This window comes from Methylotenera mobilis 13, from assembly GCF_000384255.1.
Classification (GTDB): domain Bacteria; phylum Pseudomonadota; class Gammaproteobacteria; order Burkholderiales; family Methylophilaceae; genus Methylotenera; species Methylotenera mobilis_B.
This window is the reverse complement of the sequence record NZ_KB913035.1, coordinates 1,120,932-1,133,512: the sequence shown is the minus strand read 5'-3', so window position 1 is coordinate 1,133,512 and position 12,581 is coordinate 1,120,932. Positions and strand designations below refer to the sequence as shown.

Annotated in this window: 14 protein-coding genes and 1 tRNA gene; 5 read left to right on the top strand and 10 right to left on the bottom strand. The window is 42.2% G+C overall.

The features are described from left to right. Positions 1-118: 118 nt before the first annotated feature. A complete protein-coding gene (locus A391_RS14300; RefSeq protein ID WP_019897922.1) occupies positions 119-244 on the top strand; it encodes a DUF3149 domain-containing protein in 126 nt (41 codons plus the stop codon). Between the two features lie 32 nt (positions 245-276). Here A391_RS14300 and A391_RS0105455 read toward each other — a convergent pair whose 3' ends face one another. The 6 genes from A391_RS0105455 to glyA form a co-directional block, all read right to left on the bottom strand. Beyond that, a complete protein-coding gene (locus tag A391_RS0105455; protein WP_019897921.1) occupies positions 277-945 on the bottom strand; it encodes a class II aldolase/adducin family protein in 669 nt (222 codons plus the stop codon). A gap of 16 nt (positions 946-961) precedes the next feature. Then, positions 962-2,056, bottom strand: coding sequence for an S-methyl-5-thioribose-1-phosphate isomerase (mtnA, locus tag A391_RS0105450; protein ID WP_019897920.1), 1,095 nt, complete (start codon positions 2,054-2,056; stop codon positions 962-964). 254 nt (positions 2,057-2,310) lie between these two features. Further along, the gene (locus A391_RS0105445; protein WP_019897919.1) at positions 2,311-3,123 is read right to left on the bottom strand and encodes a TatD family hydrolase; all 813 of its coding nucleotides are present in this window, start codon (positions 3,121-3,123) and stop codon (positions 2,311-2,313) included. A 141-nt stretch (positions 3,124-3,264) separates the two neighbouring features. Beyond that, positions 3,265-4,383: a bifunctional diaminohydroxyphosphoribosylaminopyrimidine deaminase/5-amino-6-(5-phosphoribosylamino)uracil reductase RibD gene (gene ribD / locus A391_RS0105440; protein WP_019897915.1), complete on the bottom strand. Its 1,119-nt coding sequence runs from the start codon at positions 4,381-4,383 to the stop codon at positions 3,265-3,267. A 44-nt stretch (positions 4,384-4,427) separates the two neighbouring features. Continuing rightward, positions 4,428-4,913, bottom strand: a complete 486-nt coding sequence (nrdR, locus tag A391_RS0105435; protein WP_019897914.1) for a transcriptional regulator NrdR — start codon at positions 4,911-4,913, stop codon at positions 4,428-4,430. A gap of 2 nt (positions 4,914-4,915) precedes the next feature. Then, the gene (gene glyA, locus A391_RS0105430; RefSeq protein ID WP_019897913.1) at positions 4,916-6,175 is read right to left on the bottom strand and encodes a serine hydroxymethyltransferase; all 1,260 of its coding nucleotides are present in this window, start codon (positions 6,173-6,175) and stop codon (positions 4,916-4,918) included. 377 nt (positions 6,176-6,552) lie between these two features. On the opposite strand from glyA, the gene iscX reads away from it, so the two are divergent. Genes iscX through A391_RS0105415 form a run of 3 tightly spaced genes read left to right on the top strand, consistent with a single transcriptional unit; the run spans position 6,553 to position 7,624 of the window. Beyond that, the gene (gene iscX, locus A391_RS0105425) at positions 6,553-6,747 is read left to right on the top strand and encodes a Fe-S cluster assembly protein IscX (protein ID WP_019897912.1); all 195 of its coding nucleotides are present in this window, start codon (positions 6,553-6,555) and stop codon (positions 6,745-6,747) included. 17 nt (positions 6,748-6,764) lie between these two features. Next, on the top strand, positions 6,765-7,145 hold the full coding sequence (locus tag A391_RS0105420) for a DUF3307 domain-containing protein (RefSeq protein WP_029144014.1): 381 nt from the start codon (positions 6,765-6,767) through the stop codon (positions 7,143-7,145). A gap of 5 nt (positions 7,146-7,150) precedes the next feature. Then, the gene (locus A391_RS0105415) at positions 7,151-7,624 is read left to right on the top strand and encodes a retropepsin-like aspartic protease family protein (RefSeq protein ID WP_019897910.1); all 474 of its coding nucleotides are present in this window, start codon (positions 7,151-7,153) and stop codon (positions 7,622-7,624) included. Between the two features lie 108 nt (positions 7,625-7,732). Here the strand turns inward: A391_RS0105415 and A391_RS0105410 are convergent, their stop codons facing one another. Further along, on the bottom strand, positions 7,733-9,385 hold the full coding sequence (locus tag A391_RS0105410) for an alpha-D-glucose phosphate-specific phosphoglucomutase (RefSeq protein ID WP_019897909.1): 1,653 nt from the start codon (positions 9,383-9,385) through the stop codon (positions 7,733-7,735). Between the two features lie 221 nt (positions 9,386-9,606). On the opposite strand from A391_RS0105410, the gene A391_RS0105405 reads away from it, so the two are divergent. After that, a complete protein-coding gene (locus A391_RS0105405; RefSeq protein WP_019897908.1) occupies positions 9,607-10,821 on the top strand; it encodes an EAL and HDOD domain-containing protein in 1,215 nt (404 codons plus the stop codon). 55 nt (positions 10,822-10,876) lie between these two features. Here the strand turns inward: A391_RS0105405 and A391_RS0105400 are convergent, their stop codons facing one another. The 3 genes from A391_RS0105400 to A391_RS0105390 form a co-directional block, all read right to left on the bottom strand. Beyond that, positions 10,877-11,635: a flagellar brake protein gene (locus A391_RS0105400; RefSeq protein ID WP_019897907.1), complete on the bottom strand. Its 759-nt coding sequence runs from the start codon at positions 11,633-11,635 to the stop codon at positions 10,877-10,879. Between the two features lie 221 nt (positions 11,636-11,856). Then, positions 11,857-11,933, bottom strand: a tRNA-Pro gene (locus A391_RS0105395). Between the two features lie 78 nt (positions 11,934-12,011). After that, positions 12,012-12,488: a MerR family transcriptional regulator gene (locus A391_RS0105390; RefSeq protein WP_019897905.1), complete on the bottom strand. Its 477-nt coding sequence runs from the start codon at positions 12,486-12,488 to the stop codon at positions 12,012-12,014. Positions 12,489-12,581 lie beyond the last annotated feature (93 nt).

Here is a 12,581-nt window from a genome sequence, read left to right as displayed (position 1 = left end):
CATTCTTATCTGAAGCAAATAACGTAATTTTGATATAAATCAATCAAATGAATTCTCATCCGAATAAAATTACCAATGAAATAATCAAGGTGATTATATTTTATTGAGGAGATTAAAAATGTACGCAAATTTGTTTGGCACGTTTACAGGGTTATTAAGTTTAGGTGTGATTGTATTTGTGCTGTTAATGGCTGCATTTTTCATCCGCTTATTCATGACTGCAAAGCCACAAGACCAAGAGTAAACCTAAGCACTATTTTAAACACACTGTGAACATTAAGGGTTCGTGGCCCAAGCACCATACCCCTTAAACTGTTCATACACCTCCGCCATCTCTTGCTGGGTCAGAACGTACGGCTCACCTACCTGCAGCGCTCTTAAATACTGTTCACATAAGGTTTCCACTTCCACAGTAATACTTAGCGCTTTTTCAGCAGTCTCTCCAATTGCAATCATGCCGTGGTTCGCTAACAAGCATGCTTTTCTTTGCTTCAACGCAAGCAAGGCATTATCTGACAACTGCTGGCTGCCAAATAGCGCATATGGTGCGCAGCGAATGCTATCACCCCCAGCCATTGCGATCATGTAATGAAATGCAGGAATATCTCGCCTTAACGTACTTAATGTAGTGGCAAACACACTATGCGTATGAATCACCGTATTGATCTCTGGTCTTTGCCGCAAAATATCTACATGAAATCGCCACTCACTTGATGGCGCCCGATTACCTTGCGCACTCCCGGAAAAGTCCATCCACACTAAATCATCTAGCGTCATTTTATCGACCGCCATACCCGAAGGAGTAATGAGCAAACCTAACTGTCCTTGCGCATCATTGACTCTGATACTTGCATTACCTGATGTGCCACAATTTAGCCCCAGCGCACAAAGCTGCTGACTGATTAACAGCAGCTGCTCACGTGCATGTTGTAAATTCTCAGTCATTGTAATACCCGTCCCGTTATCGTTGCATTGTGTTTAATTGTTGTGGTAAAAAAACACCCTGCTCAGTGATAATGCCTGTTACCAACCTTGCAGGCGTCACATCAAATGCAGGATTCGCCACTTGAGTACCATGTGGCAATATATTCACTGTGGCTATCGTACCATCAGCAAGTTTGCCACTCATCCAAGACAACTCTTCAGCACCGCGTTCTTCTATTTCAATCGCCTTCACGCCATCTTCAATCGTCCAATCAATGGTGGGTGATGGAACAGCAGCATAAAAAGGCACATGATGCCCCAAGGCAACGCTATCAAAGGCAGCCAGCGCTTTTAAATAGGTACCAATTTTATTGCATACATCGCCTGTGGCTGTTACACGATCTGCACCAACAATGACCATATCTACTCGGCCCTGTTGCATCAAATGCCCACCCGCATTATCACTAATAACAGTATGTGGCACGCCATGCTGACCAAGCTCCCATGCCGTTAAACTGGCACCTTGGTTACGAGGACGAGTTTCTCCCACCCACACATGCACATCAATTCCAGCATTATGCGCTGCATAAATAGGTGCCAATGCTGTACCAAAATCAACTGTTGCCAACCACCCTGCATTGCAGTGCGTGAGAATATTAATCGTACGTGCTTTTTTCTGATACTGCTCACTAATTAGTGTAAGGCCATGCGTACCAATCGCCTGATTAAGTTGCACATCTTCATCACATATCTGCGCGGCTTCTGACCACGCTACCGAGCGTCTATCAGCTATTGGTAACGCCAATAACACATCCAACATACGCTGTACTGCCCACTTTAAATTCACCGCTGTTGGGCGACTGGCGATTAACTGTACAGCAGACTGCTGCAAATGCTGATCAGAACAGCTCTCTAGTACTGAAAGTGCAAGTCCATAAGCAGCAGCAGCGCCAATTAAAGGTGCGCCACGCACTTGCATAGTTTTAATGGCAACAATCATTTGCGCTAATGTTGCTACTTTAGCAATTTCAAAAACATGCGGCAGCTTGGTCTGATCTATGATTTCAACACAAGGCTGTTCATGGTCAAAATTAGGCCAAATAGTGCGGTATTGCTGATGGTTGACTAGCATAGAAATTCCAGCGTTTAACACGCTTTTTTGTAAAAATTAATAAATTTAAAAGTTGACTTTTAAAAAGTTCCGTCAAACTTAAAATACTCTCCACAATATCTGTGGATAACTTTGTGAATTGTTGTGACTTAAAAATGTAACATGCCATTTTATAAGGGTTTTTTCAAATCGCTTATTTTTTAATCTATTATTTAATCTTTAAAAATCAACAACTTAAAAAACAGCCTTTGATTGTTAACGGTTTTTTGGCTTTCTTAATGTAGTGCATTAACTGGTGTGCATAAGTCAGCTAATTTTGGCATGATTTTTATGGCGTTGGCACTAGTAATATCAAGCACTTGAGACACATTAACCTGTCTTAAATCTGCTAAAACCTGCGCAATTTTAGGTAATTCCACAGGGCTATTTCTACCCGCCGATCCAATCCATTCAGGTGGAATATCTGGTGCATCTGTTTCAAGCACAATCGCCTCTAAAGGCAACTGTACAGCCAGCGCACGAATCCGTAACGCACGTGTATAAGTCATTGCCCCGCCAAAGCCAAGCTTAAAACCTAATGCTAATAATTGCTCAGCCTGTTGCATACTGCCATTAAACGCATGCGCAATCCCTCCATTAACTTGATATTTGCGCAATTGCTTTAAGATCTCATCTATCGCATGCCGTACATGCAAAATAACAGGTAAGTCGTACTGCTGTGCAATTTTAAGCTGCTCAACAAAAAAGTGAGTTTGTTGCTTAATGTTTTCAGGGTGATCTTTGGGATTCGTTAAAAAATAATCCAACCCAATTTCACCAATGGCAATAGGATTGTGGTTTTGTACATAGGTGCTCAGTGTGTCAAGGTCATCTAATGATGAACGCTCAACATACATAGGATGAACACCAAGCGCGTAAACGCAGTTTTGATAACGCTGACATAGGCTAATGACGTCATCAAAATAAGGACGCGCTACAGCGGGAACCACAATACCGGATACGCCATGATTCAATGCAGAGGTCACAACTTCGTCACGGTCAGCATTAAACTCGGCTGCATCAAGATGGCAGTGAGTATCAATCAACATGATGATTCCATTTCTATTTAATCGTTACCACTAAGCTCACGTGATGATGACCATACATCAACAGGTGTTAATTCTGCACTACCTAAAGTCGAACTAACGAAAACTGAGTAACCAACAAAGAGCAAGCAATAGAGTCCAGCATTAAGCTGTATTCACAATAGGCTTTGCACGCACACGAATATCAGTTCCCACTTGGCGCACATCTAACACTTGCAAATCTGGCACTTGCTGCATTGCTGTAAATTCAGGCATCGCAAACATACCGTGTGCGGTGCTTCCCATCAGTTTCGGGGCATAATAAAAAACAAACTCATCAATCAAATCTGCATTTAACAATGCGCCATTGAGACCTTGCCCAGCCTCAACCAGCACCTCATTCACTCCACGCTGTGCTAACTCAAGCAATAACTTTTGCAAATCAATTCGGCACTCATCATTGGGCAAACAAATGAGCTCAGCACCTTGATTAATCAGAGCAGCAGAGCGCTGTTGTGTATCTTCAGCATAAGCAATGAACACTGGGCTTGCTGCCAATAGAGATGGCTCAAGCATTTTACAATCTAACGGCATTTGTAAATGACTATCCACAACCACACGCAATGGCTGACGTGTAGTTGGGTCTAAACGCACGGTCATGCTAGGATTATCAGCCAATACCGTACCGATGCCAGTTAAAATCGCACAAGACTGTGCACGCCAGTGTTGAACATCCTGCCGCGCAGCCTCTCCTGTAATCCACTGACTTTTACCATTATTGAGTGCGGTGCGGCCATCTAAACTCGCCGCAATTTTACTGCGCACATAAGGCATACCATGGATCATACGCGAAACAAACCCTGCATTAAGCGCAGACGCCTCTTGCCCCAACAACCCCACGACAACCTCAATCCCTTGCGCGCGCAAGGCATCAACCCCACGACCAGCTACCAATGGGTTTGGATCCTGCATGGCAATAATCACACGTTTAGGCTTTGCCGCAATCACGGCTTGTACGCAGGGCGGTGTTTTCCCAAAATGACTGCATGGCTCTAACGTCACATAAATATCGGCATCATGTGCCAACTCGCCCGCTTGCCGTAATGCAAATACTTCTGCATGCGGTTCACCTGCTTTCAAATGAGCGCCCTGCCCTACAATTTGATGATCTCGAACGATGACGCAACCTACTCTTGGGTTAGGCTGCGTTGTGTATAAACCTTGCGCGGCCAAGCGCAGCGCAAGATTCATATAGGTATAGTCAGTAGTGGAGAAGTTGGACAAAAGACTTTAGTAATATATTAAGTTGTGATGGTTGGAGCCATGACTTAACTATCGGTAGAGCGGCGCTTTACCAACACAGTTTGCTTATCTAAATCACGGATAACATCGTTAAAGTCATCGACATCAGAAAAACTCCGGTACACAGAAGCAAAACGAATATAAGCGACTTTATCCATCATCTTAAGCTCATGCATGACCATTTCACCCAAATCCCTAGCAGGGACTTCACGCTCGCCACGCGCAAGTATTTTTTGGGTGATATGGTCAAGTGCTTTATCAACGTATTCTGTCGGTACAGGACGCTTATGAAGCGCACGTGTAAACGACAATCTTAATTTCTCACGCTTAAACTCTTCTCGCGTGCCATTTTGCTTCACAACTTGTGGTAAGTGCAAATCCGCCGTTTCATAGGTCGTAAAGCGCTTATCACAAACACCACACTTACGGCGGCGCCTAATTGAGTCACCCTCGTCATTCACTCTAGAGTCAATGACTTGGGTGTCATCTGTTCCACAAAAAGGACACTTCACAATTAGCCTTGATACACAGGAAATTGTGCAGTTAAAGCATGTACTTTTACTTTTGTTGCAGCAATGACAGCTTCATCTGTTGGGTTATCTAAAACGTCAGCAATTAAATTAGCCACTAATTTAGCTTCTTCTTCCTTAAACCCACGCGTGGTAATTGCAGGAGCACCAATACGAATACCAGAGGTCACGAATGGGCTTTCTGGATCATTTGGAATGGCATTTTTGTTCACAGTAATATGTGCTAAACCAAGTGCAGCATCTGCCGCTTTGCCGGTTAAACCTTTTGGACGTAAATCCACCATAAACATATGTGATTCAGTACGGCCTGAAATGATACGCAGCCCACGCGCAGCCAAGGTTTCCGCCATGACTTGTGCATTTTTAATGACTTGTGCTTGGTAAGTTTTGAACTCTGGCTGTGCTGCCTCCAAAAATGCTGTCGCTTTTGCTGCGATTACGTGCATCAGCGGGCCACCTTGCAAGCTCGGGAAAACGCTAGAATTCAATGATTTTTCGAATTCAGCTTTAGCCATAATGATACCGCCACGTGGTCCGCGCAAAGTTTTGTGCGTCGTTGACGTGACAAAATCAGCATGTGGTACTGGGTTAGGATACACCCCAGCAGCAATCAATCCTGAGTAGTGCGCCATGTCCACCATAAAGTAGGCGCCTACTTTTTTAGCTATTTCAGCCATACGTGCCCAGTCAAAACGCAAAGCATAAGCTGACGCACCACCAATCAATAATTTTGGTTTGCACTCAACCGCAATACGCTCCATCTCGTCATAATCAATTTCTTCTTTGTCATTCAAGCCGTAAGGCACGATGTTAAATAACTTACCAGACAAGTTTGCTGGCGAACCATGTGTCAAATGGCCACCATGGCCCAAGTTCATCCCCATCACAGTGTCACCAGGCTTCAAAATAGAGAAGTAAACCGCTTGGTTAGCTTGTGAGCCAGAATGAGGCTGTACATTAGCGTACTCTGCACCGTATAAAGCTTTCAAACGATCAATCGCAAGCTGCTCCACTTGGTCAACAAATTCGCAACCACCGTAGAAACGCTTTCCTGGGTAGCCTTCTGCATACTTATTAGTTAGCTGTGAGCCTTGCGCCTGCATTACTGCTGGGCTAGTATAGTTTTCAGAGGCGATAAGTTCGATGTGTTCATGCTGACGCACAACCTCTTGCTCAATCATGCCCCACAATGCAGGATCAGCTTGATTTAAAGTATTAGCGTAGTTAAATGGTGCTTGCGACATGGTGTTTAGTTTTCCAAATATTTGAATAAAAGGGATTAGTCAGCATTTTAACATGCCAACTCTTCATCGTTAAAGTGAAGTATTCAACTTACAAAATTTAATCTAGATGTATTTTACAAACCAATATGGTTGATATTAGCCAAATTGGTTCAATTTGGTGCATCAAGCACCAACTTAAATAATTCAACCTATTGAATAATAACAACATTATTATTGGCACTTTAATTGCTTTTGTAGAAACAAGCGCATATCTCCAAAATCGCTCCCCTTACCCGTACACCTCATGAGGTGCTACGGGATTTTTTTATCTAGATAAATTCCACCTGTGATTTTTATAGCTGAGAAGGCTATAATCAAAAAAATTTGAGGAGAGAGATATGAAATGGACAGACAGCCAAACAATTGCAGAAGCGCTTTATGATAAGCACCCGGATATCGATCCTAAAACAATTCGCTTTACAGACTTGATGGATTGGGTATTAAATCTTGAAGGCTTTAGCGATAGCGCAGATAAATGCGGCGAAAGAATTCTAGAAGCAATCCAACTGGCGTGGATTGACGAGGCAGACTAGCATTGGAACTTGCACCAATGCTTGAAACCTCGATGCTGGAAGCGCTGTTGTGCCTATTTATCAAGCACTTCATTTGCGACTTTCCACTACAAGCATCCCCTTGGATGTACAAAAACAAGGGTACTTATGGGCATGCTGGTGGTTTAGTCCATGCAGCTATACATGGTGCAGGCACTTTTATAGCGCTAATCTATTGGTTTGGTTTATCCGCATCGTTGTTTGCAATTGTCGACATGATTATCCACTACCATATCGACTGGGCCAAAATGAATATCAGTATGAAGTTTGATCTAAAAGCAAACAATAGTGAATGGTTTTGGATATTACTAGGCTTTGACCAACTCCTTCATCACCTCACTTACTTTGCAATCATTGCCATTGCATTCAACCTTGCATAACCTGTATGTCAAGAAACACATTCATCTCCATTTTGGTTTGGTTAGCATTAGCTGGCACGATTTACTACCTAGCAGATAGTATCCAGAATCCTAACAAGATATACAAACTCGGTAACACTAGCTCCGTTGTACTTAAACGCGGATTAGATGGACATTACCGTACAGAAGCACTCATTAATGGTGAAAAAGTGAATGTGCTGGTTGATACTGGCGCTACCGGCGTAGCAATATCACAATCAGTCGCAGACAAACTTAACCTAAAAAGCATTAACGCAGTAAGAACCAACACTGCAAATGGTGAAAGCATAGGCTACATGGTAAGGTTAGACTCAGTACAGATTGGGGGCGTACATGCTAACAATGTAGCGGCAATGATTGCTCCCGGCTTAGATGGTGACATATTACTTGGCATGTCATTTTTAGGAAGAATGGACATCCGACTTTACAAAGGTGAAATGACCATCACGCAAGTTGATTAAGCCGTTACTTGTGAAAATAAGCTCACTAAAATAACGGCTTAGTGTTTCAAGAGGCTTGAATATCTAGCAACTCAAACTTTAAAACACAGCAACTCCTAACATCAGAATCTAGGTAATGACAGTAGGTGCAACACGTCCAGTTTTTTCAATAAGTTGTGAAATCTGCAAAGCGATTTGTATCATTTCTGCCAACGCAACCTGTGCATCCAGATGATGTTTGGTACTATCTGGCTCATATGCTTCAAGATAAATACGCAAAGTGGCGCCCTCAGTACCTGTACCAGAAAGCCTAAATACAATACGCGACCCGTCCGTAAACAAAATACGAATCCCTTGATTGTTACTCACGGACCCATCAATTGAATCATGGTAACTAAAGTCATCACACAGCTTGACGGTATAGTGTCCAAACTTCTGATTTGGCAAACTAGAAAACTGAGACTTAATATGCGCAATGACACTATTGGCAGCCTCAGTTGGAATTGCCTCATAATCATGGCGTGAGTAAACGTTACGTCCATATTCCAGCCAATGGGCTTTTAAAATGGCCTCTACCCCCATCTTTTTTGCTGCAATGATATTAAGCCAGAACAGCACAGCCCATAAGCCATCTTTTTCACGCACATGATTAGAACTGGTACCAAAGCTCTCTTCACCACATAAAGTCACTTTACCTGCATCCATCAAGTTACCAAAAAACTTCCAACCAGTCGGCGTTTCAAAACACGGAACATTGAATTTTGCAGCCACACGATCTACAGCACCGCTAGTCGGCATAGAACGAGCAACACCCGCTATACCGGTTGCGTAAGCCGGCACTAAAGTTGCGTTAGCGGCTAAGACTGCCAAACTATCCGATGGCGTCACAAAAAAGTTTTGACCTAGAATCATATTGCGATCACCGTCGCCATCAGATGCGGCACCAAAATCAAGCGCATCTTCTCCAGCAAACATGATATTCACCAAATCTTCTGCGTAAGTTAGATTAGGATCAGGATGTCCTCCGCCAAAATCCTCCGAAGGCTCACAATTCATCAAGCTCTCAATCGGTGCATTTAGTCGATTCACAAAAATCTCTTTAGCATAGGGCCCTGTCACTGCATGCATCGCGTCAAACTTCATCTCAAAACCACTAGCAAGCAATTGTTTAATTGCCTTAAAATCAAATAGACTCTGCATTAAATCAGCGTAATCCTGAACAGCGTCAATCACTTGCACCGTAAAAGAATGTCCAGCGACCATACCTTCAAAATTTTTCTCACCTATCGTATCAATATCAACCGTTGGTAAATCTGATACTTTGTACTCAGAAATTACCTTACTTTTTGCAAACACTTCGTCTGTAATCTTTTCAGGTGCTGGGCCACCATTACTAATATTGTACTTAATACCAAAGTCACCATTAACCCCACCCTGATTATGGCTTGCCGATAATACCATCCCGCCAAAGGACTTATATTTGCGAATAACATGAGAGGCAGCTGGGGTTGATAAGATGCCACCTTGCCCGATTAACACACGAGCAAAACCATTTGCTGCAGCCATGCTAATGATTGTCTGAATCGCTTGCCTATTATGATAGCGCCCGTCTCCACCTATCACCAATACAGCATCGTTTGGAACAGTTAAGGTATCAAACAAACTTTGTACGAAATTTTCAAGATAATGTGCTTGCTGAAATACCTTCACCTTTTTGCGCAGCCCAGACGTCCCTGGCTTCTGGTCATTAAATGGTTGCGTTGGCGTTACAATAACTCTCATAGAATCCACTCTTTTCTTAAATCACATCACACAATATAAAGTATGTTGCTCAACTCAACAACAATTCTGAATATCAGACCAAATATTTTACAAATACGTCACCTAGTAAGCTTTAGTCAGGTAGAATTTATAATCTGCATTTAGCATCAAGCAAAGCTACCATGCTTAATGTTATCTCTACAATTTAGCACCTGACTATAAGAACACTTTAAGGCTAGAAAATGGAAGATCAAGTATTTATTGGACGCCAACCAATTATGGATGTGAAACAACACATCATCGGCTATGAACTACTTTTCAGACACAGTGCTGATGCAGATAAAGCAGTTTTTGAAGACGAATTGAAGGCTTGCTCTAGCGTACTCGTCAACACGATGGGTGATATGGATGTGCAATGGTTATTAGGTGACAAACTCGCTTTTATCAACGTGAATGAAGCAATGCTCATGAGCGAATTTATCGAACTGATGCCTCCGCAACGTACGGCCCTAGAAATTCTACGCTCAGTAGTTGCTGGCGAAGCTGTACTTGAACGGTGCAAGGAGTTGCACAAACTTGGATTTAAAATCGCATTAGATAATCCCCAACTGAGCACTCAATTAGAACCTCTTGTCGAACTTGCCGACTTTATTAAAATTGACTCACTAAGCGTCAGCACTCAAGAAGCTTATAAACTATTCCAAAAATACTCCGCACCTAACGTGCAAATGATTGCCGAAAAAATTGAAACATCAGACCAGTTCAATGCTTACAAAGAAATTGGATTCAGACGCTTTCAAGGCTTCTATTTTGCAAGACCCGAAACATTCACAGCTAAAGTCATCAATCCATCATTTGATAGCGTATTAAATCTACTGAATCTAGTAACACAAGATTCAGACAACATAGAAATCGAAAACGGATTTAAACGTGATGCAGCACTTTCATTTAAGTTACTGCGCTACATTAACTCTGTCGGCTTTGGCCTTTCATGTGAGATTCAATCCATTCAGCATGCTCTCACTATTTTAGGTAGAAAGCAGCTTTATCGCTGGCTAACACTACTAATGGTCACTGCAGGAGAAAACTCAACTCCTCCTGCCTTAATGAAAACCTCTATCACACGTGGGCGGCTTACCGAACTCCTAGGTGAGGGCTATTTTGACAAACATGATAGGGATAATTTATTTATTGTAGGCGTGTTCTCGTTGCTGGATGCCATACTTAAAATGCCTATGGATCAGGTTCTGGAAAAAATTCAATTACCGGAAAATGTATCAGAGGCACTACTTAACCGCGAAGGGGTATATGGACCGTTCTTGCAGTTAACAGAAGCGTGTGAAGGTGCTGATAGCAAGCGCATATTAGAACTTGCAGAGCTTTTACAGTACGATGCAGCCAAAGTAAATGAATGTCACATTGCTGCTTTAGCTTGGGCGGAATCATTAGGTATTTAAAAACTTAAGTTCTCAACCAACTTAAGCTCATCGCATGTGCAAATCAGCGCACATGCTAATTTCCATGCGCTAACGCTATTGCTTGTCGCTCTAAAATATAGACGTAACGATTAATCAATCCCTCATTACCCCGTGATGGATCTACATACACAAAACCAATACGGTATTTAGTTACCCCCTCTTTTGTGTGGGTCTCGGTAATATTTTTAACCATTAAAGTGAGATTTGTTTCGCCGACATCCGGAAAACCAATCTTACAACCACTAAATGTTTTACCAACTTCAATTGCAGGGTTTAATGGAGAAGACACAAAAGCACCTACCCCCCCTAGACTAACATCAACTAATGTCAATTCTAGAATACTTTCAGCCTCAGGATCTAATACATCCGGCACTGGAATTCGACACATCACGGGATTAGCAACAGGAGTAGCAAAACGATAAAAGTCTCTACGCTGAAGGCGAATCAAGTCTTTAGGTAGGGCAATCTTAATGGCCTTACCGTCTTTCAAACTTACTTCAGTCACTTGCGTACTGGTCCATTTAATTTTAACGCCGTCTTCTTTTAAGAACACCACATGACTACTTGCAAGCAATCGTCGATTAAATTCCTCATCGACACCAATATCCAAGTAGACCGCACCAACTTTAGGGTCAATACTAATAATATTTGTTAGATAATCGTCTGCTCCATGGTTAAACGATACCTTGAGCATAGCTTTATGCTTAATCAAGTCGTTCAGAATCTGCATAACCTCTTTCGAGTTATGCACAATATACTGCTCTTCATTATGGTCAAATGTAGCGTGTTCCATGAATTTCCTATTAAGCCATGAATTCTTATCAAAACTTGATGCTTAAGCTAGATTACCTACTAACAAAAACTGACAATCAAACTATTGCGATAGCGCAAAATATACATCATATTAAAATATTTAATTGCAAGAAATCACCGCAATATTCGCGCCTATTTAAGCGTTAAATCTACATACAAAAAAGCCAGCGCTTGGCTGACTATTTTGAAAGTTATATTTTTTGGTCGGGACGGTGTGATTCGAACACACGACCCCTTGCACCCCATGCAAGTACGCTACCAGGCTGCGCTACGCCCCGAACCTATGTTACTTACCGCATGTAACAAGGTTTGCATTATATCGCAAAAGCCATTCAACTAACTGAGCGTATAAACAATTAATGTGCTGCCTTTACAACAGAAAAATCAGCACGTAGTAGAGTTAATATCTCACGCAACTCTGACTTAATCTTCGCATAATCGAAAGGATTATTGTCTCCCTGAGCAGAAACAGCAATATCTGACCCTAGATTTGCTGATGAAAGACTACCATCATCGAGCTTTACTGTGGCTTGCTTATCATGTTGACTAGACTTAGCACTAAACTCAACATCATCAAGCCTATTACGAGCACCACTAATGGTAAATCCTTGCTCATATAACAACTCGCGAATACGACGAATCAGTAGCACTTCATGATGTTGATAATAACGGCGATTACCACGGCGCTTAACTGGCTTAAGTTGGGTAAACTCCTGTTCCCAGTATCTTAATACGTGTGGTTTTACACCACAAAGCTCACTAACCTCACCAATTGTAAAGTAACGCTTTGCTGGAATTGGTGGCAATTGCACCTTGGCGATCTGCTCACTCATACTTTCGGCTTTCTCACTCATATTGCTATTACATTAAGAAAACTACTCACTAATACATTCTAACCAACACTAGACTGAGCTTTAAAAAAAGCA